The organism is Streptomyces sp. S.PNR 29 (genome assembly GCF_030386795.1).
GTDB lineage: Bacteria > Actinomycetota > Actinomycetes > Streptomycetales > Streptomycetaceae > Streptomyces.
Map to the genome: position 1 here is coordinate 1 of NZ_JANUQM010000004.1, position 25,265 is coordinate 25,265.

The 25,265-nt window shown below is 72.1% G+C and carries 20 protein-coding genes and 1 rRNA gene; 15 read left to right on the forward strand and 6 right to left on the reverse strand.

Features of this window, described 5'->3' with window-relative positions:
* The 3 genes from rrf to NW895_RS12480 all read left to right on the forward strand — a co-directional run.
* Positions 1 to 91: ribosomal RNA gene (rrf, locus tag NW895_RS12470) — 5S ribosomal RNA — on the forward strand; the annotation flags it as partial.
* Positions 92 to 280: 189 nt separating this feature from the next.
* A complete protein-coding gene (locus NW895_RS12475; protein WP_289936025.1) occupies positions 281 to 1,324 on the forward strand; it encodes a hypothetical protein in 1,044 nt (347 codons plus the stop codon).
* A complete protein-coding gene (locus NW895_RS12480; RefSeq protein ID WP_289936003.1) occupies positions 1,216 to 1,956 on the forward strand; it encodes a tetratricopeptide repeat protein in 741 nt (246 codons plus the stop codon). The genes NW895_RS12475 and NW895_RS12480 overlap by 109 nt, the downstream gene beginning before the upstream one ends.
* Positions 1,957 to 2,006: 50 nt before the next feature.
* Here NW895_RS12480 and NW895_RS12485 read toward each other — a convergent pair whose 3' ends face one another.
* Positions 2,007 to 3,290, reverse strand: coding sequence for a DUF1015 domain-containing protein (locus NW895_RS12485; protein WP_289935532.1), 1,284 nt, complete (start codon positions 3,288 to 3,290; stop codon positions 2,007 to 2,009).
* Positions 3,291 to 3,372: 82 nt separating this feature from the next.
* Between NW895_RS12485 and NW895_RS12490 the strand changes: the two genes are divergently transcribed.
* From NW895_RS12490 to NW895_RS12505, 4 genes are all read left to right on the forward strand, one after another.
* Complete coding sequence (locus tag NW895_RS12490; RefSeq protein WP_289935533.1) at positions 3,373 to 4,401, forward strand: HAD hydrolase-like protein; 1,029 nt, start codon at positions 3,373 to 3,375, stop codon at positions 4,399 to 4,401.
* Between the two features lie 85 nt (positions 4,402 to 4,486).
* Positions 4,487 to 5,530 (forward strand): iron chelate uptake ABC transporter family permease subunit, encoded by a 1,044-nt coding sequence (locus NW895_RS12495; protein ID WP_289935534.1) that lies wholly within the window; start codon positions 4,487 to 4,489, stop codon positions 5,528 to 5,530.
* An 8-nt stretch (positions 5,531 to 5,538) separates the two neighbouring features.
* The gene (locus tag NW895_RS12500) at positions 5,539 to 6,585 is read left to right on the forward strand and encodes an iron chelate uptake ABC transporter family permease subunit (protein WP_289936004.1); all 1,047 of its coding nucleotides are present in this window, start codon (positions 5,539 to 5,541) and stop codon (positions 6,583 to 6,585) included.
* The gene (locus NW895_RS12505; RefSeq protein WP_289935535.1) at positions 6,582 to 7,472 is read left to right on the forward strand and encodes an ABC transporter ATP-binding protein; all 891 of its coding nucleotides are present in this window, start codon (positions 6,582 to 6,584) and stop codon (positions 7,470 to 7,472) included. The genes NW895_RS12500 and NW895_RS12505 overlap by 4 nt, the downstream gene beginning before the upstream one ends.
* Here the strand turns inward: NW895_RS12505 and NW895_RS12510 are convergent.
* Positions 7,456 to 7,803: an SCP2 sterol-binding domain-containing protein gene (locus tag NW895_RS12510; RefSeq protein WP_289935536.1), complete on the reverse strand. Its 348-nt coding sequence runs from the start codon at positions 7,801 to 7,803 to the stop codon at positions 7,456 to 7,458. The genes NW895_RS12505 and NW895_RS12510 overlap by 17 nt on opposite strands.
* 42 nt (positions 7,804 to 7,845) lie before the next feature.
* Between NW895_RS12510 and NW895_RS12515 the strand changes: the two genes are divergently transcribed.
* From NW895_RS12515 to NW895_RS12540, 6 genes are all read left to right on the forward strand, one after another.
* Complete coding sequence (locus tag NW895_RS12515; RefSeq protein ID WP_289935537.1) at positions 7,846 to 8,130, forward strand: hypothetical protein; 285 nt, start codon at positions 7,846 to 7,848, stop codon at positions 8,128 to 8,130.
* A gap of 7 nt (positions 8,131 to 8,137) precedes the next feature.
* A complete protein-coding gene (locus NW895_RS12520) occupies positions 8,138 to 8,953 on the forward strand; it encodes a TlyA family RNA methyltransferase (RefSeq protein ID WP_289935538.1) in 816 nt (271 codons plus the stop codon).
* Positions 8,950 to 9,855, forward strand: coding sequence for an NAD kinase (locus NW895_RS12525; protein WP_289935539.1), 906 nt, complete (start codon positions 8,950 to 8,952; stop codon positions 9,853 to 9,855). The genes NW895_RS12520 and NW895_RS12525 overlap by 4 nt, the downstream gene beginning before the upstream one ends.
* Before the next feature lie 219 nt (positions 9,856 to 10,074).
* A complete protein-coding gene (gene recN / locus NW895_RS12530; protein WP_289935540.1) occupies positions 10,075 to 11,817 on the forward strand; it encodes a DNA repair protein RecN in 1,743 nt (580 codons plus the stop codon).
* Between the two features lie 20 nt (positions 11,818 to 11,837).
* Positions 11,838 to 12,605, forward strand: a complete 768-nt coding sequence (locus tag NW895_RS12535) for a hypothetical protein (protein WP_289935541.1) — start codon at positions 11,838 to 11,840, stop codon at positions 12,603 to 12,605.
* Positions 12,606 to 12,799: 194 nt separating this feature from the next.
* Positions 12,800 to 13,942, forward strand: a complete 1,143-nt coding sequence (locus NW895_RS12540) for a glycosyltransferase family 4 protein (protein ID WP_289935542.1) — start codon at positions 12,800 to 12,802, stop codon at positions 13,940 to 13,942.
* Positions 13,943 to 13,985: 43 nt separating this feature from the next.
* On the opposite strand, the gene NW895_RS12545 is transcribed toward NW895_RS12540, so the two are convergent.
* Entirely contained in the window at positions 13,986 to 15,620 is a 1,635-nt protein-coding gene (locus NW895_RS12545; RefSeq protein ID WP_289935543.1) for a PucR family transcriptional regulator, read from the reverse strand.
* Between the two features lie 97 nt (positions 15,621 to 15,717).
* Here NW895_RS12545 and NW895_RS12550 point away from each other — a divergent pair, with 97 nt between their 5' ends.
* A complete protein-coding gene (locus NW895_RS12550; RefSeq protein ID WP_289935544.1) occupies positions 15,718 to 16,674 on the forward strand; it encodes an LLM class F420-dependent oxidoreductase in 957 nt (318 codons plus the stop codon).
* A gap of 27 nt (positions 16,675 to 16,701) precedes the next feature.
* On the opposite strand, the gene NW895_RS12555 is transcribed toward NW895_RS12550, so the two are convergent.
* From NW895_RS12555 to NW895_RS12565, 3 genes are all read right to left on the reverse strand, one after another.
* Positions 16,702 to 20,769 (reverse strand): trypsin-like peptidase domain-containing protein, encoded by a 4,068-nt coding sequence (locus NW895_RS12555; RefSeq protein ID WP_289935545.1) that lies wholly within the window; start codon positions 20,767 to 20,769, stop codon positions 16,702 to 16,704.
* 6 nt (positions 20,770 to 20,775) lie between these two features.
* Entirely contained in the window at positions 20,776 to 21,108 is a 333-nt protein-coding gene (locus NW895_RS12560) for a trypco2 family protein (RefSeq protein WP_289935546.1), read from the reverse strand.
* Positions 21,109 to 21,229: 121 nt separating this feature from the next.
* Entirely contained in the window at positions 21,230 to 23,032 is a 1,803-nt protein-coding gene (locus tag NW895_RS12565; RefSeq protein ID WP_289936005.1) for a glycoside hydrolase family 15 protein, read from the reverse strand.
* 515 nt (positions 23,033 to 23,547) lie between these two features.
* On the opposite strand from NW895_RS12565, the gene NW895_RS12570 reads away from it, so the two are divergent.
* The gene (locus NW895_RS12570) at positions 23,548 to 25,197 is read left to right on the forward strand and encodes a CTP synthase (protein WP_289935547.1); all 1,650 of its coding nucleotides are present in this window, start codon (positions 23,548 to 23,550) and stop codon (positions 25,195 to 25,197) included.
* Positions 25,198 to 25,265 lie beyond the last annotated feature (68 nt).

Below are 25,265 nucleotides of genomic sequence, written 5' to 3' on the forward strand. Positions count from 1 at the left end.
GCCCGGTTACATTCCGAACCCGGAAGCTAAGCCTTACAGCGCCGATGGTACTGCAGGGGGGACCCTGTGGGAGAGTAGGACGCCGCCGAACAATCTTTGGAGGACCCCTGGTCACCAGCGTTCAGCTGGGATCAGGGGTCCTTTTTGTTTTTCCCTAGCGCGCCGGGTACTCGGCTGCGCAAGAATGGCTTGCGGTACCGAAGACAGGAGTCACCGATGTCCACCAACTCTCCCGACGACCGACCGGAGCGCGACCAGCGGCGACGGGACAGTGGGGACCGTGGCGATCGCGGTGGCCACCGTGGGGACCGTGGCGGCTTCCGTCGCGGCAACGACCGTGGTGAGCGCGGTGGTTACGGCCGGCGTGACGACCGGCGTGACAGCGACCGTGGCGGTTACGGCCGACGCGACGACCGCCCCGGCGATCGCGGCGATCGCGGCGATCGCGGCGACCGTGGTGAACGCGGCGAGCGCGGTGGATTCCGGCGCGACGACAACCGCGGTGGGTACGGCCGACGCGACGACCGTCGCGAGGGCGACCGCGGTTCTCGTCCGACGTTCCGCCGCGATGACCGGGGCGACCGGGACGGCCGGGGTGACCGCCCCGCCTTCCGCCGCGATGACCGTGGGGAGCGCCGGGAGCGCCGGGACGACGACCGCGGTGGATTCCGGCGTGACGACAGCCGTGGCGGGTACGGCCGACGCGACGACCGCCGTAGCGACGACCGTGGCCAGCGTGGCGGCGACCGCGGCGGCTTCCGTCGGGACGACCGGCGTGATGACCGTCGGGATGACCGCGGTGGTTTCCGCCGCGATGACCGTCGGGACGACCGCCGCGATGATCGTCGGGACGACCGCCGCGATGATCGTCGGGACGACCGCCGTGATGACCGTCGGGACGACCGCGGTGGCTTCCGCCGCGACGACCGCCCCGCCTTCCGCCGTGATGACCGTCGGGACGATCGGCGTGATGACCGTTGGGACGACCGCGGCGGCTTCCGTCGGGACGACCGCGGTGAGCGTGGTGGGTTCAGGCGCGACGACAGCCGAGGCGACCGCGGTGGGTTCCGTGGGCGGGACGACCGTGGCCGTGGGCCGCGGCGGGACGATCGCGGTGGACGTCCCGGTGGCTTCCGGGGCCGGGACGACCGGCGTGGCGGTGGCCGTTTCCGCGAGGAGCGGGAGCGGGACCGCGACCGGGAGCCCATCAAGCGGCTGCCGATCCCCGAGGACGTCACGGGCGACGAGATCGACAAGGACGTACGGCAGGAGCTGCAGAGCCTGCCGAAGACGCTCGCGGACGATGTCGCGAAGAACCTGGTGATGGTCGCCCGGCTCATCGACGAGGACCCCGAGGGCGCGTACGGCTACTCGAAGGTGGCCCTGCGGCTGGCGTCGCGTGTTGCCGCCGTACGCGAGGCGGCCGGGTTCGCCGCGTACGCGAACCAGAAGTACGCGGAGGCGCTCGCCGAGTTCCGGGCGGCACGGCGGATGACCGGCACCGTGGATCTGTGGCCCGTCATGGCCGACTGCGAGCGTGGGCTCGGGCGGCCGGAGAAGGCGCTGGAGATGGCCGGGGCACCCGAGGTGCACAAGCTGGACAAGGCCGGGCAGGTCGAGATGCGACTCGTCGCGGCCGGAGCCCGGCGTGACATGGGGCAGCTCGACGCGGCCATCGTGACCCTGCAGAGCCCGGAGCTGGCCTCCACCTCCGTACAGCCGTGGACCGCGCGACTGCGGTACGCGTACGCCGACGCGCTGCTCGCGGCCGGCCGGGTCGACGAGGCGCGCGAGTGGTTCGCCAAGGCGGTGGAATCCGACCGGGACGGCAGCACGGACGCCTCCGACCGGCTCGCCGAGCTGGACGGTGTGGAGTTCGTCGACGCCCTCGACGAGAGCGAGGGCGAGGACCTCGCCGCTGAGGACGTCTCCGCTGAGGACGGCGACAAGGACTGACGTCGGCAGACGAGAGGGGCGGGGCCATACGGTCCCGCCCCTCTCGCATGTCAGAGGTCGAGCGCGCGCAGCACCAGGCCCGACGCCGGTTTCGGGCCGAACGAGGTCGACTTGCGGGGCATGGTGACACCCTGGCGGGCCAGGTGGCGGACGAGGTCCTCGCGTACCGGGTGCATGAGGACGGCCGTACCGCCGTCGCGTTCCGCCTTCTCGACCGTGGCGGCCGTGTCGTGGATGTAGGAGACGTGGGCCGCGGAGTCCTCGGGGATGTGCCAGAGGTGGGCGAGGAGCGTGGCGTGCAGGACCGTCGCGTCCAGGGAGCGCCAGGCGGCGGGGCGGTCGGCGGGGACCGTGCGGGACAGGAGGTCCGGGTCGGGCCGGTCGACGAGGTGGAAGGTGCCGTCGCCGGCCAGCAGGAAGGCGTTGCTCGCGCAGGCCGCGTCGGCGAGGGCCTCCAGGGCCTCTGCCAGCGGGACTTGGAGGTGGCGGACGCGGAACCGGCCGTCGAGGGCGGCCAGGGCGTCGGCCACCGGCAGGTTGTGCAGCAGGCGGTGGATGGCCCGGACGCGGAGGGGGTAGCGGGCCGTGTCGACCAGGAGGACGAGACCGTAGTCCCAGGGGCTGGGGGAGGGATGCTCCGCGCGGAGCCGGCGGTATGTCGCCCAGCGGTGGTGGCCGTCGGCGATGAGGGCCTGGTGCTGAGCCAGGTCGGCCTGGATCCTGGTGACCTCGGCGGGATCGGTGACCGACCACAGGCGGTGGCTGAAGCCGTCCTCCGTGGTCGTCGAGAGCAGCGGCGGCCGCTCCGCGGTGCGTTCCACGACGGCGGCGGCCGAGCCGTCGCCGCGGTAGGTCAGCAGCAGGGGTTCGAGGTTCGCCGAGGTGGCGCGCATCAGGGCCGCGCGGTCGGCGACGACGTGCGGTATGACGTCCTCGTGCGGCAGGACGACCTGCTCAGCGGGGTCGGACACGCGCAGGGCGCCGATGATGCCGCGTTGCAGCATGCCGCTGCCGTCGCGCTGCTCGTAGACGTACAGGCCCGGTTCGGGGTCGGTGAGCAGAACGCCCTCGGACAACCAGCGGCGCAGGGTGTCCGCGGCCTGGTCGTTGCGGGCGGTGGGGGTGGCGGCCTGCGGGAGGATCAGGCGGACGATGTTGTGCGGGTCGGCGGACTGGAGGTGGTGCAGGCCGTCGGGGCGGACCACGACGTCGTACGGCGGGGATGTCACTGCGGCCAGGCTGCCGACCCGGTCGGGATCGTAACGAAGGCCTCGGAACGGGGTGAGTTCCAGGCCTCGGCGCTCCGTTGCTTCCGAGTGACCGACTGTGTTCATCCCGGCATCGTACGTGCGTCACGACTGTCGGTGGCATGGGGGATGATCGGGGGAAAGGCCGTCGAACGAGGAGCGATGTGGGATGAGCCGGAGCGTCAGGACGAGGCCCGAGGGCAGTGGGCAGGCCCTGAGCAAGGCGTACGACACCGCGCTGCTCGACCTGGACGGTGTGGTCTACGCCGGGGGGAACGCGATCCCGTACGCCGTCGAGTCGCTGGCCGCGGCCCGGGAAGGCGGGATGCATCTGGCGTACGTCACCAACAACGCGCTGCGGACGCCGGATGCGGTCGCCGCACATCTGACCGAGCTGGGGATAGCGACGGGGGCGGACGACGTCATCACGTCGGCGCAGGCCGTGGCCCGGCTGATCGCCGAGCAGGTGCCGTCCGGGGCCCGGGTGCTGGTGGTCGGCGGGGAGGGGCTGCGGGTGGCGCTGCGTGAGCGTGGGCTGGAGCCCGTGGAGTCGGCGGACGACGATCCGGCGGCCGTGGTGCAGGGGTACGGCGGGCCCGAGCTGCCGTGGGGGCGGTTCGCGGAGGCGTGCTACGCCATCGCGCGCGGGGTGCCGTGGTTCGCGTCCAACACCGATCTGACGATTCCCGGTGCGCGCGGGATCGCCCCGGGCAACGGCGCTGCCGTGCAGGTCGTCCGGACGGCCACCGGCGCCGAGCCGCAGGTCGCGGGCAAGCCGCTGCCTCCGATGCACCGGGAGACGATCCTGCGGACCGGCGCCGAGCGGCCCCTGGTGGTGGGGGACCGGCTGGACACGGACATCGAGGGCGCGTTCAACGGGCACGTCGACTCGCTGCTCGTCCTCACCGGCGTGACCGACGGCCCGCGGCTGCTCGCCGCGCCGCCGCAGCACCGGCCGACGTATGTGGACGCCGATCTGCGGGGGCTGCTCACCGGTCAGCCCGAGGTCACCGAGGCGGACGGCGGGTTCCGGTGCGGCGGTTGGACGGCGGTGGCCGGCGCCGAGCGGCTGGAGCTGGAGGGTGACGGTGCGGCCCTGGACGGGCTGCGCGCGCTGTGTGCGGCGGCCTGGACGGCGGCCGGGGAAGGTGTGTGCGAGCTGGAGTCGGGGAAGGCTTTGGCGCGGCTGGGGTTGTGAGGCCGCGACGGGCCGGCCGGTGAACCCTGGGGGAGGACAGGCCTCGGGATCGTGATCGATGGCGAGGGTAGGCTAACCTAACCGCGTGTTGGTCGACAGTCCCCCCGAACAGCGCGCGGAGGCACCCTCCGCGCTCCCGAACCGCCAGGCGATACGTGCCGTTGGGCTGCTCGTGTCGGTCGCGATCCTGGTGCTCGTCGCGTTGGCGAGTATCGCGATCGGAGCGAAGGAGCTGTCCCTGGAGCAGGTGTGGCACGGCCTGTTCGCGGACTCGGGCACCTACGGCGACGTCGTGGTCTCCGAGCGGCTGTCACGGACCGTCCTCGGGCTGCTCGCCGGTGCCGCGCTCGGTCTGTCCGGGGCCGTTCTGCAGGCGCTCACGCGCAATCCGCTGGCCGATCCCGGACTGCTCGGCATCAACGCGGGCGCGTCCGCCGCGGTCGTCACCGCCATCACCTACTTCGGCGTCACCTCGCTGACCGGCTATGTGTGGTTCGCCTTCTTCGGGGCGGCGGCGATCGGTGCGCTGGTCTGGTTCCTCGGCGGCAGCCGCGGGGCCACACCGGTACGGCTGGCGCTCGCCGGTACGGCGATCAGCGCCGCGCTGTACGGCTACCTCCAGGCCGTGATGATCATGGATGGCGCGGCGCTGGGCAAGATGCGTTTCTGGACGGTCGGTTCGCTGTCCTCGGCGACCGGCTCGATCATCACGCAGGTGCTGCCGTTCCTCGCGTTGGGGACGGTCCTCGCGCTCGCCCTGGCCCGGCCGCTCAACGCCATGGCGATGGGCGACGACACGGCCAAGGCCCTCGGCGCCGACCTCAACCGCACCCGGGCGCTGTCCATGCTGGCCGCGACCGTGCTGTGCGGGGCCGCGACCGCCGCCTGCGGGCCGATCGTGTTCGTCGGGCTGATGGTGCCGCACGTCGTGCGCTCCTTCACCGGTCCCGACCTGCGCTGGATCCTGCCGTACGCCACCGTCCTGTCGCCCGTGCTGCTGCTCGCCGCCGACGTCCTCGGCCGGATCGTCGCGCGGCCCGCGGAGCTCCAGGTCGGTATCGTCACCGCGATCCTCGGCGGCCCGGTGTTCATCTTTCTCGTACGACGGCGGAGGACGGCGCAGCTGTGAAGACCGCAGTGAAGACCCCACGTGCCCACCGCGTGCTGCGGACCCCGGGCGGGCTGTCCGTCCGGGTGGACGTCCGCGCCCTGACCGTCGTCGGCCTGCTGCTGGTCGCCGCGCTCGCCGCGAGCGTGGTGCTGATCGGCACCGGCGACTTCCCGATCCCGGCGGCCGACGTGCTGAAGACGCTGGCCGGCGACGGAAACGCCGGTCAGGAGTTCATCGTCACCGAGCTGCGGCTGCCGCGGGTCCTGGTCGGGCTGCTGGTCGGCGCCTCGCTCGGACTGGGCGGCGCCCTCTTCCAGGCCATCTCCCGCAACCCGCTGGGCAGTCCTGACGTGCTCGGCCTCGGGCAGGGGGCGACGGCCGGGGCGCTGACGGTGATCGTGCTGATGTCCGGAAGCTCGACACAGGTCACCGTCGGCGCGCTCGTGGGCGGCCTGGCGACCGGGCTCGCCATCTATCTGCTCGCCTGGAAGCGGGGTGTGCACGGCTATCGACTGGTTCTGGTCGGTATCGGTGTGTCCGCGATGGTCACGGCCGTCAACGGCTATCTGCTCACCAAGGCCGACCTCGTGGACGCGACCCGCGCGGTCGTGTGGATGACCGGGTCCCTCAACGGCCGTGACTGGTCCCAGGTGTGGCCGCTGCTCGGGCTGTGCGCCGTGCTGGTGCCGCTCGTCCTCGCCAACGCGCGCGGGCTGCGGATGATGGAGATGGGCGACGACGTGTCGGGGGCGCTGGGGGTGCGGGTCGAGCGCGTACGGGCGCTGCTGATGGTGGCCGCCGTGCTGCTCACCGCCGCCGCGACCGCCGCCGCCGGCCCCGTCAGCTTCGTCGCGCTCACCGCGCCGCAGCTCGCCCGGCGCCTGACCCGCTCGCCCGGGCCCAACCTGCTGCCCTCCCTGTGCATGGGCGCCGCCCTGCTGGTCACCGCGGACTGGGTCTCGCAGCGGGCCTTCGGCGCCGACCAGCTGCCCGTGGGCGTGATCACCGGCGTGCTCGGCGGCGTCTACCTGCTGTGGCTGCTGGTCACCGAACGCAAGGCGGGCCGGATATGAGCGCCCCCGAAGGGTCGCACGTGAGCGACGGCACCAGCACCGGCAGCGGCCTGAACAACCGAAGGAGCACTGTGAACCGCCTCTCCGCCGAGAACGTCACCCTCGCCTACGACCAGCGCGTCATCGCCGAGCAGCTGTCGGTGGAGATTCCCGACAACTCCTTCACCGTGATCGTCGGCCCGAACGCGTGCGGCAAGTCGACCCTGCTGCGGGCCCTGTCCCGGATGCTCAGGCCCAGCCAGGGCCGTGTGCTGCTCGACGGGCAGACCATCCAGTCGATGCCCGCGAAGAAGGTCGCCCGGACCCTCGGCCTGCTGCCGCAGTCCTCGATCGCGCCCGACGGGATCACCGTCGCCGACCTGGTGGGCCGCGGCCGCTACCCGCACCAGGGCATCCTGCGCCAGTGGTCGGCCGAGGACGAGCGCGTCGTACAGGAGTCGATGGCGCAGACCGGCGTCGCCGAGCTGGCCGACCGCTATGTGGACGAGCTCTCCGGCGGTCAGCGGCAGCGCGTGTGGATCGCGATGGCGCTCGCCCAGCAGACGCCGCTGCTGCTGCTGGACGAGCCGACGACGTACCTGGACATCCAGCACCAGATCGACGTACTGGACCTGTGCGCGGAGCTGCACGAACAGCAGGGGCGCACGCTCGTCGCCGTGCTGCACGACCTCAACCACGCCGCCCGGTACGCGACCCATCTGATCGCCCTGCGCGGCGGGAGGATCATCGCCGAGGGCGCGCCGAACGACATCGTCACGGCCGAGCTGGTCGAAGAGGTGTTCGGATTGCGTTGCCAGGTCATCGACGACCCGGAGACGGGCACGCCGCTGGTGGTGCCGGCCGCGCGGAAGGCGCGCGCGCGTGTGGTGACTACAGAAGCTTCCTGAGACGGAACAGGTCGAACAGGCTCGCCTCCAGCTTCACCCGGCCCGAGCCCCAGGCCTTGGCGAAGTTCAGCTCGCCGTCGACCAGCGCCACCAGATCGTCGCCGGTCATGGCCAGCCTGATCTCCGCCTTCTCGCGCGGTGGGCCCTGGAGGGTGTCGCGCACGTCGATCCGGCCGCCGGTGAGACGGCCGACGAAGGTGACGTCGAGGTCCGTGATGTGGCAGCTCACCGAACGGTCCAGGGCCGCGGCCTCGCGGACGTTCCCTTCGGCGGTCTGCATGGTGTCCGAGAGCTTGTCGAGTGCGCTGCGGCACTCCTCGATCGTGGCCATCGCGATCGACGGTACCGCAGTGGTTCGCGGTAGCGTCGGGGCATGAACGACTCGGTTCCGCAGACGGACGCACCCGAGGAGGCGGTGGAGCCCGAGCCGGCCCACGATCCGGCCGCTCCCGCCCCGCTCGGTGTGCCCCGTACCCCCACCGGCAACGCCGAGGTCGACGCCCAGCTGGCGCGGCTCGGTGACGCCGACCACCTCGCCACGGACGGGCACGTCGAGGTGTACGAGGATGTACATCGGGGGCTGCGCGACGCGCTCACCGCGCTCGACGCCCGCCCGGGACTTCCGGCGCCCCCATCGACGTACGGCAACAGGAGCTGAACCGAACGTGGCAGGAGTCGCACGCCGCCGTCTCGACGCGGAGCTGGTCCGCCGGAAGCTGGCGCGCTCGCGTGAGCATGCCGGCCAGCTGATCGCCGCCGGTCGGGTGACCGTCGGCAAGACCGTCGCGACCAAGCCCGCCACGCAGGTGGAGACCGCGGCCGCCATCGTCGTCGCGCGCGACGACAGCGAACCCGACTATGTGTCGCGGGGCGGCCACAAGCTCGCCGGCGCGCTGAAGGTGTTCGTACCGCGGGGGCTGGCCGTGGAGGGGCGCCGGGCGCTGGACGCGGGTGCCTCCACCGGCGGCTTCACCGACGTACTGCTCAGGTCGGGGGCCGCACACGTCCTCGCCGTGGACGTCGGATACGGACAACTCGCCTGGTCTCTGCAGAACGATGAACGCGTCACCGTCAAGGACCGTATGAACGTCCGCGAATTGACGCTTGAAGCGATCGGTGGGGAGCCTGTGGATCTTGTCGTGGGGGATCTGTCCTTCATCCCGCTCGGGCTGGTTCTGCCCGCCCTGGTGCGGTGTGTGAAGCCGGACGCCGACCTGGTGATGATGGTCAAACCCCAGTTCGAGGTGGGGAAGGAACGGCTGGGGAGCGGGGGCGTCGTACGGAGTCCGCAGCTGCGGGCGGAGGCCGTGCGGGGGGTCGCCGAGCGGGCCTGGGGGCTCGGGCTCGGGGTGCGGGGCGTGACCGCGAGTCCGCTGCCCGGACCGTCCGGGAATGTCGAATACTTTCTGTGGCTGCGGGCCGGGGCTCCGGAACTGGACCCGGCCGACGTCGATCGTGCAGTGGCGGAGGGGCCGCGTTGACAACGAACCGAGCTCGTACTGTTTTCCTGCTCGCCCACACCGGGCGTCCCGCGGCCGTGCGCAGCGCCGAGCTCCTGGTCAAGGGGCTGCTGCGGTCCGGCATCGGCGTGCGCGGCCTGGAGGCGGAGGCGCTGGACCTTCCGCTGCCGGACGAGGTGGAACTGGTCAAGGAGGCCACCCCGCAGTGCCTGGACGACTGTGAGCTGCTGATCGTCCTCGGCGGTGACGGGACGCTGCTGCGGGGGGCCGAGTTCGCTCGGGCGTCCGGTGTGCCGATGCTCGGGGTCAACCTCGGGCGGGTCGGGTTTCTGGCCGAGGCCGAGCGGGACGACCTGGAGAAGGTCGTCGACCGTGTGGTGACCAAGGCGTACGAGGTCGAGGAGCGCATGACCATCGACGTGGTCGTGCACCGCAACGGCGAGATCGTGCACACCGACTGGGCGCTCAACGAGGCCGCCGTGCAGAAGGGGTCCGTCGAGAAACTCCTGGAGGTGGTCCTGGAGATCGACGGGCGGCCGGTGACCGGGTTCGGCTGTGACGGGATCGTGTGCGCGACACCGACCGGTTCGACGGCGTACGCCTTCTCCGCCGGAGGGCCCGTGGTGTGGCCGGAGGTGGAGGCGCTGCTGATGGTGCCGATCTCGGCGCACGCGCTGTTCGCCAAGCCGTTGGTGACATCGCCGAATTCCGTGCTCGCGGTGGAGGTGCTGCCGCACATCTCGCCCGGTGTGTTGTGGTGTGACGGGCGGCGGACGGTGGAGTTGCCGCCCGGGGCACGGGTCGAGGTGCGGCGGGGGGCCGTGCCGGTGCGGCTGGCTCGACTGCATCACGCGTCCTTCACCGACCGGCTTGTGGCGAAGTTCGCGTTGCCGGTTTCCGGGTGGCGGGGGGCGCCGCACTAGAGCTGCTGCGGGGCACAGCGAGCGTTGCCACCCGCCGTGCGGCAACCATCCCCGTGTGGCCGGGCAGCACAGCATCCGGATCTCTTCCGACACGGAGAAGCCCGGCCCACCCCCGCGCGGGCGGGGCATCCGGTCAACGAGTCACTCGCCCATGGGTAACGACCAGCTGCTTCCCCGGTTGGGGTGGGGGCGCGTCGCATCGTACGGGTAAAACCTCGTATGGTCAGGGACGTGTTGGAGGAGATGCGGATACGGTCGCTCGGTGTCATCGACGACGCGGTCGTCGAGCTGTCGCCCGGATTCACCGCTGTCACCGGTGAGACGGGTGCGGGCAAGACCATGGTGGTCACCAGCCTCGGGCTGCTGCTGGGCGGGCGCGCGGACCCGGCCCTCGTTCGGATCGGCGCCAAGAACGCGGTCGTGGAGGGGCGGATCACCGTGCCCGAGGACGCCTCCGCCGCCGTACGTGCCGAGGAGGCGGGGGCGGAGCTCGACGACGGAGCGCTGTTGATCAGCCGTACCGTTTCCGCCGAAGGCCGGTCACGGGCCCATCTGGGCGGGCGGTCCGTGCCCGTCGGAATGCTCGCCGAGCTCGCCGACGAGCTGGTGGCCGTGCACGGGCAGACCGACCAGCAGGGGCTGCTCAAGCAGTCACGGCAGCGGCAGGCGCTGGACCGGTACGCGGGCGACGCCGTCGCCGTACCGCTCGCCAAGTACGCCGAGGCCTACCGGCGGCTGCGGGCTGTCTCCGTGGAGCTGGAGGAGATCACCACGCGCGCGCGTGAGCGGGCTCAGGAAGCCGACATGCTGCGCTACGGGCTCGACGAGATCGCGGGCGTCGAGCCGCGCGCCGGTGAGGACGTGGAACTCGCGGAGGAGGCGGAGCGGCTGGGGCACGCCGAGGCGCTGGCGTCCGCCGCGACGGCCGCACACGCCGCTCTCGCGGGCGATCCGGAGGACCCTGAGGGTGTTGACGCGGCGACGCTCGTCGCGGGCGCTCAGCGGGCCCTGGACGCGGTGCGGTCGCACGATCCGGCGCTGGCCGCGCTCGCCGACCGGATCGGGGAGATCGGGATCCTGCTGCGGGATGTGGCGGGGGAGCTGGCGGGGTACGCCGACGACCTCGACGCCGATCCGCTGAGACTCGCGGCCGTCGAGGAGCGGCGGGCCGCGATCAACGCGCTGACCCGGAAGTACGGCGAGGACGTCGCCGCCGTGCTGGCGTGGGCCGAGCAGAGTGCCGCCCGGCTGACCGAGCTGGACGGCGACGACGAACGGATCGGGGAGCTGACCGCCGAGCGGGATGCCCTGCGGGCCGAACTGGGCGGGCTGGCGCAGGCGCTGACGGACGCGCGGACGGAGGCCGCCGAGCGGTTCGCGGCCGCGGTGACCGCCGAGCTGGCCTCGCTCGCCATGCCGCACGCGCGCGTGTCGTTCTCGATCCGGCAGACCGAGGACCCGGAGGGCGTGGAGGTCGGCGGGCGGACGGTCGCCTACGGGCCGTCGGGCGTCGACGAGGTCGAGCTGCTGCTCGCCCCGCATCCGGGAGCACCGCCGCGGCCCATCGCCAAGGGCGCCTCCGGTGGTGAGCTGTCACGCGTGATGCTGGCCGTCGAGGTCGTGTTCGCGGGGACGGACCCGGTGCCGACGTATCTGTTCGACGAGGTCGACGCCGGTGTGGGCGGCAAGGCCGCAGTGGAGATCGGGCGCCGGCTGGCGCGGCTCGCGAAGACCGCCCAGGTGGTGGTCGTGACGCATCTGCCGCAGGTGGCGGCCTTCGCCGACCGGCAGTTGCTGGTCGAGAAGACCGACGACGGCTCCGTGACGCGGTCCGGCGTGAAGGTGCTGGAGGGCGAGGAACGGATCCGTGAGCTGTCCCGGATGCTCGCCGGACAGGAGGACTCGGAGACCGCCCGGGCCCACGCGGAGGAACTGCTGGCGACCGCGCGGGCGGAGGTCTAGGGAGTCCGTAGGGTGACCGGATGATCAACCGCGCTCGCAGAACCGGTTCCTTCGGACTCGCTGTCGCCCTCTCCCGGGCCGGGATCGCCGGTCTGCGGGCCAAGGCGCCCGGTGGGCGCGGCCGTTGGGAGCGGCAGAACCACGCCGGGCGGACCGTGGAGTTGTACGCCGGGCCCGCGTCCGCCGTCGCGGTCGCCGTCGGGGCGGGCAGGGTGCGGCCCGCCGCCGGGTTCGCCGTGCTCGCCGCCGGTGCCTGCGGAGCATACGACGATGTGGCCGGGGCCGGGGATGCCCGGCGCGGGTTCCGGGCGCATCTGGCGGCGCTCCGGGACGGTGAGGTCACCAGCGGTGCGGTCAAGCTGTTCGGGATCTCGGCGGCCGGGCTCGTCGCCGGGGCGCTGATGAAGGAGCGGCCGCTCGACAAGGTGCTCGCGGGTGTCGTGATCGCCGGGGCCGCGCACTTCGTCAACCTCGTCGACGTACGTCCCGGGAGGGCGGCCGGCGCGGTGCTCGCCCTCGGCGTGCCCGGGCTGCTGCGGGCAGGGCCCGGGGCGGAGCTGGCCGCCGCCGCGATGGGAGCCGCCGCGGCCGTGCTGCCCGACGACCTCGGTGAGCGCGCGATGCTCGGCGACACGGGGGCGCACGCGCTGGGGGCGGCCCTGGGGGCCGCCGTGGTCGCCGGCAGCGGGCGGGCCGGGCTCGCCGCGCACGCCGCCGCGCTCGTGACTGCGGCGGCCTACGGGGAGAAGGTGAGCGAGGCGGCGGGCGCCGCGCGGGTGAACCGGTGAGCTGCTCTCACTCGTGTGGGTGACCCGCGGTACCGTTCCGCCCGGCCCCCACGGGCTCGGCGTTCCCGGAATGCCCCCGCGTCCTGGCATCCTTGACGGAGTACGCGTAGGAAACAGCGCGGTACCTCCCCTCCGCCCGATCCTTCTGTACGTTCTTCGTGACCGTCCGACGCCGAACCAGGAGCCCCGGGCACGTGACCCCCGTGAGCAGCCACTCGCCGCACGGCCAGGCACCGTTGCGCACCGTGCAGGTGCTGGGCGGAGGCAACGCCGTCAGCAGCGCGCACGTGCGCTCCCTGGCCGCCGGGCTCGTCGCACGGGGCGTGAAGGTCACAGTGTGCGCCCCCGTCGAGGCGGAGCACGCCTACGACTTCACCGGCGTCGGCGCCGACCACGTCGATGTGCCGCGCAGCAGCGACCCGGCCGCCGTGGCCGTGCTGCGGGCGGCCTGCTCGGGTGCCGATCTGGTGCACGCGCACGGCCTGCACGCCTCCTTCCGCGCCGTGCTCGCCCTCAGCGCGCGGCGCGTCCGTACCCCGCTCGTCGTCACCTGGCACGACCGGGCGCACGCCGAGGGAGCCCGCGCCCAGTTTCTGCGCCTGCTGGAGCGGCGGGTCGTGAAGGCGGCCACCGTCGTCCTCGGGACCACCTCCGAGCTGGTCGACCGGGCCAGGCGGACCGGCGCGCGGGACGCCCGGCTCGCCGCCGTGACGTTCCCCGCACCGCGCCGGCCCGCCGAACCCGACGATCCCGACCGGTTGCGCCCCAAGGTGCGGGCCGAACTCGGTGCCACCGGACGCCCGTTGCTCATCGCGGTCGGCTCCCTCGACCGGCACCGCGGCTATGACGTCCTGCTCGACGCCACGCGCGCGTGGCGCGGCCTCGATCCCGTACCGCTGGTCGTGATCGCCGGGGAGGGACCGCTGCGTACGGTCCTGCAGCGGCGGATCGAGGACGAGGAGCTGCCGGTGCGGCTCATCGGCCGGCGCGACGACGTCGGTGAACTGCTCGCGGCGGCCGACCTCGCGCTGCTGCCGAGCAGCCGGGAGGCACGCTCCCTCCTCGCCCAGGAGGCCCTCCACGCGCGTGTGCCGCTCGTCGCGACGAACGTCGGCGGCATCCCCGAACTCGTCGGCGACGCCGCCGAACTCGTCCCCTACGGAGATGCCGAGGCGCTCGCCGACGCCGTCGTCCGGCTGATCGGCGACCCCGCGCGGCGGGAGCTGCTGAAGGACAAGGGCGTGCGGCAGGCGGCCACCTGGCCGACGGAGGACGAGACCGTAGCCCAAGTCCTCAGTGTGTACGACGAGTTGACGCAGCCCGCACCCAGGTTCTGACGCATCTGTCCATGCTCTAGGTCGTGTCCGCAACGAAGCACTACTAGGGCACATGCCTGCGGGCCCGCAACGCCAGGCTCAACGCCAGTACCGTCTGCGGATCGTCCAGGTCCGTGCCGAGCAACTCCCCGATCCGCGCCAGCCGGTTGTACAGCGTCTGCCGGTTGAGGTGGAGTTCGCGTGCCGTCTCCGCCTTGCGGCCCGCGTGCGCCAGGTACGTTTCGAGGGTGGGCAGCAGGGGCGGTCGGGAGCGGTCGTCGTGCTCCCGGAGCGGGCCGATGGCGCGGTCAACGAAGGCCGCCAGGTCGGGGTGGTCGCGCAGCCGCCACAGCAGCAGGTCGATGTCGAGGCGGCGGGCGTCGTACCACGGCCGGTCCGGCAGGCCCTGGGCCGCCGTGGCCGTCTCCGCCGCGTGCCGGAGCCCCGCCGACGCCGCCGCCCAGCTGCCCGGCACCCCGACGACCACCACCGGCGGCTGCGTCCCCGGCCGCCGCATCCCGGCCCGCTCCACACCCGCCCGCAGCGCCGCCGCGACCCGGTCCGCGACCGTCTCCCGCTCCGACTCCGCACGCAGGCCCAGCAGCAGCGGGACCCTGCCCTCCACCGGACGTACGCCCAGCAGAACCGGCACCCCCACCGAGGCCAGCTCCTCCGCCACCGCACGGGCCAGCACCGCCCAGCTGCCGCCGGGGGACAGGGCGTCGCCGAGCCGCATCACCACCGGCAGCAGCGGGCTGCCGCCCGGCTTGAAGCCCAGGACACGCGCCTGTGCCGGGGCGTCCTCGGCCGCGATACGGCCCTGAGCGAGGTCGGTCAGGAAGTCCCCCCTGCCCCGGGCCGCCAGCTCCTCCTCCTGCCGCGCCTGCATGAGCACCACGGCGAGGATCCCGGCCGTCCGCTCCGCCGCCATGCGGTGCACCGGCGCCAGGGGAGCCCGTACGGGGAGGAGGACGAGACGGGCCCGTACCGACCCGGTGCCGGGGCCGCCACCCGGTACGTCCACCAGGACCGAGCCCGCCGGCGGGTCGTCCTTGTGCCGGCCGCGCAGCCCCTCCCACACCTGGAGCGGATCCGCGCCCTCGGGGCCGGCACCGGCGGCGTACAGCAGCTGCCCCTCCGGCGTCTCCAGGAAGACCGGGTTGCCGCCGAAGTCGGCCAGGATGCCGAGGACCTGGGGGACTCCGCCGCCGCCCAGCAGGGCCTCGGTGCAGCGCCGGTGCACCTCCTCGGCCCGCTGGAGCAGGGCGTAGTGGCCGTTGACGATCTCGGTGTGGATCTCCTCCGTGACCGTCACGAAGGGCACCTCGCGGTGCAGTTGGACGAGCGGGAGCCCGGCCGCGCGGGCGGTGTCGACGAGGGCGGCGGGCAGACGTGTGAAGCGCGGGCCGAGCTCGACGACGAGGGCCGCGATGCCGCGCTCGGCCAGGGTGCGGACGAACGCGCGCTGTTCGGCCGGGCGCGCGCCGAGGCCGTAGCCGGTGGTCAGCAGCAGCTCGCCGCCCTTCAGCAGCGAGGCGATGTGCGGCACCTCTCCCGCGTGCACCCAGCGCACGGTGCGGTGCAGCCGGTCGGCCCCTGCCAGGACCTCGGGCAGGCCGCTGCGCAGTCCGGGCAGTTCCAGCGCCCGCTGCACGGTGATCCCGGCACCCTCGACATCGCTGTCTCGACCCCTGTCCATGTGCCGGACGCTACCTGCGCCCATGCCTCGGCGACATCTCCGCGGAGGTGATCGCCGGGCCAGGTTGGATCGTCCGGCGCTGGGTAGCGGCGTCGGCATGGACTTCAGTGTGGTCGCCGTCGCGCGTGAGGACGACAGTCCGGTCGAGGAGCCCTTGCGTGTCGCCGTGGTCGCCGACCGGCTCGGCTACCGGGAGGTGTGGGCCGGTGAGGGGCCGACGTGGGACTCGTTCGTGCTGGCGGCCGCGATCGGGCGGGCCACCGAGCGGGTCGCCCTGACGGCCGGTCCGGTGCCGGTGTCCGTACGGGACCCGGTTTCGATCGCCCGGAGCACCGCCTCGGTCGCCGCCGTCACCGGGCGACCGGCCGGGGTGGCGCTGGGGACGTCCAGCAAGCGGGTGGTCGAAGGGGTGCACGGGCGGCCCCGCGTCCGGCCCGCCGCCGTGCTGGAGGAGACGGCCGCGGCGGTACGCGACCAGATGCACGGCGCCCCGGGCGAGGCGATCGTGCCGGGCAGCTCCTTCCGCCGCCGCCACCGGCCGCCCGGCGGCCCCCTCACTGTGGCCGCGTTCGGCGACCGCGCGATCGCCACGGCCGCCGCACACGCCGACCGTCTGCTGCTCGACCTGGTCTCCCCGGAGCAGGTCCGCATCCTGCGCACGAAGATGCTCGACGCCGCCGCACGCGTCGGCCGCACCCCGCCGAGACTCGCCTCCTGGCTGCCGGCCGCCGTCGCGCCCGATGCCGAGTCCCTCACCCAGGTCCTGCGCAGCATCGTCGGCTACCTGGCCGTGCCGGGGTACAGCGACATGTTCATCGCGGCCGGGCTCGGCGAGGCCGTGGAGCTGGCAGCCGGCGGAGCCGACCCCGACACGCTGCTCCGCGCGCTGCCCGCCGAGGCCGCGGGCACGGTGGGCCTGGTCGGCGACCTGGACACCGTCCGCTCCCGCATCGACGCCTACGCAGAGGCCGGCCTCGACGAGATCGCCCTGGTCCCGGCGACGGCGGGTGATCCGGGTGGGGAGCGGACGCTGACGGCGCTCGCGGCGGTCTGAAGAGGTCTGTCCAGTCGCCCGTGCTGTTCAGCTCTTGATGGTGCGGAGCAGGGCAGCCAGATGTCGGCGGTGGCCGGCGACAGCCTGGCGCTGCTCGGGGGCGGCGTCGGGATGGTCGCGCAGCCATGTGTCCAGACGGTCCAGCGCCCGTCGCACGCGCTGTTCCCCCTGAACCCCCTTGGGCGAGGTGCGCAGGGAGTGAGCCAGCTGCACCAGCAGAGGGTGGACCGCGGAGTGGTTGCCCGGGAACACCTCCAGCCAGTCGAGCGCGGTGTCCAGCACCTGGCCGACCGCTTCGGCGTCGGGCAGGTCCCCGTTGCGCAGCAGGGCCTCCAGCAGTCTGCCGTTCGCGCTGTTCCGCTCGGCGCCGGGCCGGAACCTGCCCCGTGCGATCTGGGAGGCGCGCCGGCGGGCAGCGGGGGACAGCGCACGGCTGTCGAGCAGCTTGATCACCAGGTGTCTGACGTGCTGGGCGCGGTACTGCACGGTGCACCAGTCGAGACACGCCCGGTGCAGGTCTTCGAGGACCGGCGGGTCGAGTTCGTCGGCTCCCGCCAGCATCTCGGCGAGCACGAGCCTGGCCTTGCGCGGATGTCCCTGTTGTTCCAGCAGGTCGCAGGCGCGGGCGACGAAGCGGTTCCACTCGGCGTGGATCTCCGCGCGCCGCCCGCAGAGGTAGATCGTCAGCCAGGGCTTGTCGTCGTCCGGTGCCACCAACATGTCCGGGGACAGCACCTGGACCGCACGGGCGGCCAGCCGGCCGCGGTCGGCCCGTGTCGTGCGGCTGCTGCTCAGCGCGACGTTCAGCAGGCCCAGCGCACCCTCTTCCCGGGGGTAGGTGTCCAGCCACTGGAGTGTCGCGGCCAGCGCCTGGGCGTACTCGTCATCGGTGAGGCCGGGGCGCCTCAGCAGTGAGGTGAGCAGGTACGCCGTGTGCTTGCTCGGCGGAGCAGGGGGCAACTGGCCGAAAGCCGCCTTCAGCAGTCGGCCCGTGGTGTCCGGGGCGAACGTCCTGCGCAAGAGGGGCGGCAGGACGGAGCGCGCCACGCTGGGATCGGGACTCTCCTCCAGCAGGGCCAGCGCCTGGTCCGCGAGCCGGTGCAGCTCTTCGGGGTCACGGTCGGGCAACTCGGTGCGCAGGAAGGCGCCGAGCATCTCGCTCACGCTCTTGCGCGAAGCGCCGTGGCACGACGACAGCCATTCCGTGGCCATGCGGCCGAGTTCTGCCTGCTCGTCCTCGGTGAAAGGTGCCTGAACGCTGCGCTCGGCCTTGCCGATGTTCTTCAGCAGCGGAGGCAGCACCATGCCCCGCTGCTGGTGCCGTCCGGGGTTCGCCGCGAGCCAGTTCACAGCGGCCTGCGCGGCACGCGGCAGGGCGTCCCGCCCGGGCAGCTTGGGATGGATCAGCTCTTTGAGCACGTAGGCCGCCTCGGGGCGCAGCCCGTACCCCGCGCGGTCCTCCAGCCAGGCGAGGGAGTCCGTCACGGCCTGCTCGAACACGTCCTTGGGCAGGTCCTCGTACTCCCGGTGTCTGACGAGCACGGGTTCGAAGGCGTAGCTGGCGTTCTCCGGGGCGCCGGGCACCACCGTGTCCAGGAGCAGGCGAGCGGTCCGCTCCAGGCCCGCCCCGGTGAGTTCGGGGCGGCGGACGAGCGGCTTGGCCACGTAGGTCGCCTCCCGCGTGGTGCCGTAACGGTCGAGCCAGCGCAGCGCCCAGCTCAGGACAGGGCCGATGCGCGCGTCGTGGTGGGGCAGGCCGTTCCTGGCGGGGTTGAGGAGGGCCTGCAGCGGGCGGGAGGCGCTGAGGCGGAGAGCGTTGTTCGCGTGGCTCAGCCAGTCGTACGCGAGGTCCGCCGTCCACTGCCTGGACGCCGGGGTGATGTCGTCGGCCCGTAACGCCTGCTGAATGGCCATCGCCGTGCGGGGCCCGCGAGGGTGGATGCGGATCCAGGCCATCAGGTAGGGACGACTGATCCCGGACGACAGGTGGCGTTCCATGGCAAGGATGGTGTCCAGGGCCCCGGCCTTGCGATGGTGCCGTCGCAGCCACGGTTCGACCAGTTCCCGTTCGGCCACCTGGCGCCAGGTGCGCCGGGTGAGGAGGGCCTGCAGTCCCTGGCCGTCACTGTCCTGGGCCTCCACTCCCACCAGCTTCCGCAGGGCTGCGAGGTGCTCGGCGCACCACGCCTCGATCGCACGGCCCAGCCGGTCGTCCACCGCTTCGTCGAGCGTCCCGCGCAGCCGGTCCACCGCCGTGACGACCCGCTCCAGGGCGTGGCCGTCGGCGAGACCACTATCCAGCACCTGGCGCAGACCCTGCCCGTACACGGTTTTGGGGGTGCCGGTGTGAAGGACTGCCTGGCCGAGCAGGAAGTCGGCGTAGAGGTCATGCATGGGCCGGAGCATGTCGTCTTGGGCGTAGAGCAAGCCGTTGTCCATGAGCCGCATGATCTTCCACGCGCCCGCCTTCCGGCGTGGGTCATCGGCACCCTGGGCGAAGAAGTCGAGGGCGGTCGTCAGAGGACAGGGGGAAAGGGCGGCGATCCGGGCCACGGCCACCGTCGCGGGGTCGGCGTCGCCGTACCTGAACGCCGCGGGCAGCCCGATGCCTCCCAACAGGCCTTTCAGCCAGGCGTCGAAGTTCGGCCCCTCCTCGCCGGCGTCGTCGAGGCGGGGCACGACGTCCGCCAGGTCCTTTCCCGCGTCGGCCTGGTTCTCGTAGATCGAGGCATACAGCTGGCTGACCGCCGGAGGGCCGGCGCAGAACCGCTCCATGTACCGCCGGCCCTTCTGCTTGACCGCTTTCCGGGCCCGTTGGCGCACCATTTCCCGGCAGATGTCAGCGTGGTACCGCGAGTCCCAGCGGACGTTGACGGTGTCAAAGGTCGTGTGTGGGAGCAGGGCCTCGCGCGCGAGTTCCGCCAACCGCATCTCCCGTGCGGTCGTCAGCACGGCCAGGGGGACCTCGGACGCGTGGGCCTCGGAGCAGATGGTGCTGTAGGTGTCGGCCGCTGCGTCAAGCCAGTCGATGTCGTCGGCGACCACCAGCACCTTGCTGCCTCTCCCCGCCGCTGTGCCGACGCTGTCCCAGACCCGGGTCAGGGGCGCCTGCTCGGTGAGGTGGACGACCAGCCAGTCCCGGCTGTCGGCCAGGGTGGCGGTCTCCAGGCACAGGCGTGTCTTGCCCGCTCCGGGCTTGCCGGTGAGCACCACTCCGGCGGGCAGGCCCGGTCTGCTCGCCAGTTCGCCGAGTCGGTCGAGGATGCTGCCGGGCGAACTGTCGTCGCCGGGGTCGACGAAGCGCAGCTTCTCCTGCACGAGTGGCTGCTGCCCGTGACGGACCCGCTCCCAGTGGACGTGGTGCTGCTTGAGCGCTTTCCCGACGTGGTTCCAGCCGTCCGGCAGCGCCGGCCGTGGCCGCGGGTCGACGCCCTCCTCGCGCAGCCGCGCCCTCCACTCCTCGTCGTCGACGAGGTCGAGCGCCGTCACCTCATGGGTGCTGACCCCGCTCGCCGTGAGGTGTTCGCGGAACACGGCGACCAGGAGTCCGGAGTCCGTGGTGATCACGGCCGCCCCGGACATGCCCTGCCAGGGGCTCGCACCGCGCGGCGCCGGGGCGGGTGCCGCGCCTTCGATACCGATGCGCAGGTCTTCCGGCGCCTCACCGGTGTCGGCGGTACGGAGCGAGCAGCGGACCGCGACCCGGGCCCGCGTGACGTCGCCCGGCGTGTCCGGCGTACTCCGGTCGATCTCGGCGTACCTGGGGTAGCCGACGGCTCGGGCGGCCACTTCCCTCGGTCTGCTGCGGTCGATGCTCCCCAGCAGCACGGGATCGACGGCGCTGCCGGGATCCGTGTCGAGCCTCAGCAGGGCCAGGTCCAGCCTGCGGTCCCGCCATACGCACGTCACGGGCCGGTGGGTGCCGTCCTCGCCGAGTACGACCGCCACGGCCGTGGTGCCGTCGAGCACATGGGAGGCCGTCAGGACCAGCCGGCCGGAGATCCGGTAACCGCTGCCGAGACTGCACTGGTCGGGATCGGGCAGGTCACCGACGACTCGGGCGACCCGGGCCACGTCCAGGCCGGACGTCACCATCACGGGTCACCTCGGCCGTCGGCTCACGGTGTCGTTCGTGCGGACCGGCTGGTTGTCGATCGTCTGAGCGTCCAGCTGGAGCCGCAGGGTCTGCACGTCACTGCGGCCCTCCGAGCGCTGCGCCCCGGCGGAGATCACATGGACCCGGATGCCGCCGTTCACCCCACCGGACCGGGTGAGTGTCGTCTGCAGTTCGAGTTCGAGGGAGGACACCGAGAGCCGTACCGGTCCTCCCTCGGCCTCCGCCGCGCTCATCGCCTGCGCCAGTTCCCGGCGTATCGCACCGAGGGCGGCCGCCAGGCCGATCTCCTCGTCCTGCACCGATCCGGACGACGTCATCGCTCCCCCTGCCAGACGGTCTGAACCTGGGTCCGTTCGGAAATCCAACATTCGCACGGAAGCCCCGTCAATGCTGTTTCCCGTGATCGCCGACCCGAAATCCCACCGGGGTCAGAGGAGTTCAGCCGCCGTACGCGCCCGAAGCCGTCAGACGCAGGGCCGTGTCGATGAGCGGAACGTGGCTGAAGGCCTGCGGGAAGTTGCCGACCTGGCGCTTCAGGCGGGGGTCCCACTCCTCGGCCAGCAGACCGAGGTCGTTGCGCAGCGACAGCAGCTTCTCGAACAGCTTGCGGGCCTCGTCCACGCGGCCGATCATCGCCAGGTCGTCCGCCATCCAGAACGAGCAGGCCAGGAACGCGCCCTCGTCGCCGGGAAGGCCGTCGACGCCCTCGTCGCCGCCCGAGGTGGGGTAGCGCAGGATGAAGCCGTCCGGCGTGGACAGCTCGCGCTGGATCGCCTCGATGGTGCCGATGACCCGCTTGTCGTCGGGGGGCAGGAAGCCCATCTGCGGGATGAGAAGCAGGGACGCGTCCAGTTCCTTCGAGCCGTACGACTGCGTGAAGGTGTTGCGCTCCTTGTCGTAACCCTTCTCACACACGTCCCGGTGGATGTCGTCCCGCAGCTCCTTCCACCGCTCCAGCGGGCCGTCCACGTCGCCGGACTCGATCAGCTTGATCGTGCGGTCGACGGCGACCCAGGCCATGACCTTGGAGTGCACGAAGTGGCGGCGCGGGCCGCGCACCTCCCAGATGCCCTCGTCCGGGTTCTGCCAGTGGTCCTCCAGGTAGCGGATCAGCTTCAGCTGGAGCAGGGAGGCGTAGTCGCTGCGGGCCAGGCCCGTCATGTGGGCCAGGTGCAGGGCCTCGGTGACCTCGCCGTACACGTCCAGCTGGAGCTGGTGCGCGGCGCCGTTGCCGACCCGGACCGGCGCGGAGTTCTCGTAGCCGGGCAGCCAGTCCAGCTCCGCCTCGCCGAGCTCGCGCTCGCCCGCGATGCCGTACATGATCTGCAGGTTCTCGGGGTCGCCGGCGACCGCCCGGAGCAGCCACTCACGCCAGGCGCGGGCCTCCTCGCGGTAGCCGGTGCGCAGCAGCGAGGACAGGGTGATCGCCGCGTCCCTGAGCCAGGTGTAGCGGTAGTCCCAGTTCCGGACGCCGCCGATGTCCTCCGGCAGGGAGGTCGTGGGCGCGGCGACGATGCCGCCCGTCGGGGCGTACGTCAGCGCCTTCAGCGTGATCAGGGAGCGGATCACCGGCTCGCGGTAGGGGCCGTGGTACGTGCAGTGCTCGACCCACTCCCGCCAGAACTCCTCCGTCGCCTCCAGCGACTGCTCCGGCTCCGGCAGCGGCGGCGCCTCCTTGTGCGAGGGCTGCCAGGAGATGGTGAAGGCGATCCGGTCACCCGGAGCGACCGTGAAGTCCGCGTACGTGGTCAGCGACTTGCCGTAGGTCTCGGCATGTGTGTCGAACCACACGCTGTCCGGGCCCGCGACGGCGACCGTGCGCCCGTCGTGCTTGTGCACCCACGGCACGATCCGGCCGTAGGAGAAGCGCATGCGCAGCGCCGAGCGCATCGGCACGCGGCCCGAGACGCCTTCCACGATGCGGACGAGCTGCGGGGCGCCGTCTCGCGGCGGCATGAAGTCGATCACCCGGACCGTGCCGCGTGGCGTGTCCCACTCCGACTCCAGGATCAGCGAGTCGCCGCGGTAGCTGCGCCGGGCCGCCGTGGGCGGCTGCTGGTCGGAGGCGTGGGCGGGGCCGAGCCGCCAGAAGCCGTGCTCCTCGTTGCCCAGCAGACCGGCGAAGATGGCATGCGAGTCGAAGCGGGGCAGACACAGCCAGTCGACTGTCCCGTCCCGGCAGACCAGGGCAGCGGTCTGCATGTCTCCGATGAGTGCGTAGTCTTCGATGCGCCCGGCCACGTGCAACTCCAGTCGAACGGCCACGTCACCCCGCAAGGGGGCTGTCGCTAGTGCGGTCAAGGGGTCGTTGTAATGCGTCGTTGAGCGTTGAAGCAAAGCAGCCGCGCGGCTGTGACGCCAAACGACAATTGTTGCTCAACGAACTGACGAGCTCTCGTTGTTCCGGTGATTACGGGCGGGGGTGGTGCCGTGTTTCCGGCCGGGCTCGGCAGTGAGTGTCCGAGCAGGATACGACGCACGTAGATGATCTGCGTGCCGCTCTCGGCAAGGAGAGGCCGCCGAACGGGTGAGCAACGGGTGAGAGCGGGCACCTCCGTGTCGACGCGTGCGCGGAGCGTGGCCGGAAGCCATCGGGCCGCGGCGCTGATACGCTGGTAGCCCGTGGACCGGTGGGCGCCCCCCGAAGGCGAAAAATCCGAAGGGGACCCCCGAACCGCAGCGACGGCACCCCGGACATTCCGGTGAGGCAGCCGCACCGCACTCCATACCGCGACCACGGGAGCCCCCTCTTGGCCATGCCGCCCAAATCTTCGACGACCAAGCACATCTTCGTCACCGGGGGCGTCGCCTCCTCTCTCGGCAAGGGCCTGACGGCCTCCAGCCTCGGCATGCTGCTCAAGGCGCGGGGCCTCAGGGTCGTGATGCAGAAGCTCGACCCGTACCTCAATGTCGACCCGGGCACGATGAACCCCTTCCAGCACGGTGAGGTGTTCGTCACCAACGACGGCGCCGAGACCGACCTGGACATCGGCCACTACGAGCGCTTCCTCGACCGCGACCTGGACGGCTCCGCCAACGTCACCACCGGCCAGGTCTACTCGACGGTGATCGCCAAGGAGCGGCGCGGCGAGTACCTGGGCGACACGGTGCAGGTCATCCCGCACATCACCAACGAGATCAAGCACCGCATCCGCCGTATGGCCACCGACGAGGTGGACGTGGTGATCACCGAGGTCGGCGGCACGGTCGGCGACATCGAGTCGCTGCCCTTCCTGGAGACCGTCCGTCAGGTCCGGCACGAGGTCGGCCGTGACAACGTCTTCGTTGTTCACATCTCTCTCCTGCCCTACATCGGGCCCTCGGGTGAACTCAAGACCAAGCCGACCCAGCACTCGGTCGCGGCCCTGAGGAACATCGGTATCCAGCCAGACGCGATCGTGCTGCGCTGCGACCGCGAGGTACCGACCGCGATCAAGCGCAAGATCTCCCTGATGTGCGACGTCGACGAGGCCGCCGTGGTCGCCTGCCCCGACGCCCGCTCGATCTACGACATCCCGAAGACCGTGCACGGCGAGGGCCTGGACGCCTACGTGGTCCGCAAGCTGGACCTGCCGTTCCGTGACGTGGACTGGACGACCTGGGACGATCTGCTGGACCGCGTCCACAACCCGGACCACGAGATCACCCTCGCGCTGGTCGGCAAGTACATCGACCTGCCCGACGCCTACCTCTCGGTCACCGAGGCGCTGCGCGCGGGCGGCTTCGCCAACCGGGCCCGCGTGAAGATCAAGTGGGTCACCTCCGACGACTGCAAGACCCCGGCCGGAGCCAAGGCCCAGCTCGGCGACGTCGACGCCATCTGCATCCCCGGCGGCTTCGGCGACCGCGGCGTCCTCGGCAAGGTCGGCGCCATCCGCTACGCCCGTGAGAACAAGATCCCGCTGCTCGGCCTCTGCCTCGGCCTGCAGTGCATCGTGATCGAGGCGGCCCGCAACCTCGCCGACATCTCCGACGCCAACTCCACGGAGTTCGACCCGGCCACCGCCCACCCGGTCATCTCCACCATGGCAGAGCAGCTGGACATCGTCGCGGGTGAGGGCGACATGGGCGGCACGATGCGGCTCGGCATGTACCCGGCCAAGCTCGCCGAGGGCTCCATCGTCCGCGAGGTCTACGACGGCAAGGAGTACGTCGAGGAGCGGCACCGCCACCGCTACGAGGTGAACAACGCCTACCGCGCCGAGCTGGAGAAGAAGGCCGGGATCGTGTTCTCCGGCACCTCGCCGGACGGCAAGCTCGTCGAGTACGTCGAGTACCCGCGCGACGTCCACCCGTACCTGGTCGCCACCCAGGCGCACCCGGAACTGCGGTCGCGTCCGACGCGTCCGCACCCGCTGTTCGCCGGCCTGGTGAAGGCCGCGGTCGAGCGGAAGAACTCCAAGTAACACACCAGTTGTACGGTGGCCGGGGTGCATACCTTCAAAAGGTGAGCACCCCGACTGCTTTTTCTGCA

What these genes read in the sequence shown, in the direction of transcription:
- NW895_RS12485 (WP_289935532.1), bottom strand. Translation starts at nt 3,290, where the DNA reads ATGAACACAGTCGGTCACTCGGAAGCAACGGAGCGCCGAGGCCTGGAA.
- NW895_RS12490 (WP_289935533.1), top strand. Translation starts at nt 3,373, where the DNA reads ATGAGCCGGAGCGTCAGGACGAGGCCCGAGGGCAGTGGGCAGGCCCTG.
- NW895_RS12505 (WP_289935535.1), top strand. Translation starts at nt 6,582, where the DNA reads ATGAGCGCCCCCGAAGGGTCGCACGTGAGCGACGGCACCAGCACCGGC.
- NW895_RS12510 (WP_289935536.1), bottom strand. Translation starts at nt 7,803, where the DNA reads ATGGCCACGATCGAGGAGTGCCGCAGCGCACTCGACAAGCTCTCGGAC.
- NW895_RS12515 (WP_289935537.1), top strand. Translation starts at nt 7,846, where the DNA reads ATGAACGACTCGGTTCCGCAGACGGACGCACCCGAGGAGGCGGTGGAG.
- recN (WP_289935540.1), top strand. Translation starts at nt 10,075, where the DNA reads ATGGTCAGGGACGTGTTGGAGGAGATGCGGATACGGTCGCTCGGTGTC.
- NW895_RS12535 (WP_289935541.1), top strand. Translation starts at nt 11,838, where the DNA reads ATGATCAACCGCGCTCGCAGAACCGGTTCCTTCGGACTCGCTGTCGCC.
- NW895_RS12545 (WP_289935543.1), bottom strand. Translation starts at nt 15,620, where the DNA reads ATGGACAGGGGTCGAGACAGCGATGTCGAGGGTGCCGGGATCACCGTG.
- NW895_RS12550 (WP_289935544.1), top strand. Translation starts at nt 15,718, where the DNA reads ATGGACTTCAGTGTGGTCGCCGTCGCGCGTGAGGACGACAGTCCGGTC.
- NW895_RS12555 (WP_289935545.1), bottom strand. Translation starts at nt 20,769, where the DNA reads ATGGTGACGTCCGGCCTGGACGTGGCCCGGGTCGCCCGAGTCGTCGGT.
- NW895_RS12560 (WP_289935546.1), bottom strand. Translation starts at nt 21,108, where the DNA reads ATGACGTCGTCCGGATCGGTGCAGGACGAGGAGATCGGCCTGGCGGCC.
- NW895_RS12570 (WP_289935547.1), top strand. Translation starts at nt 23,548, where the DNA reads ATGCCGCCCAAATCTTCGACGACCAAGCACATCTTCGTCACCGGGGGC.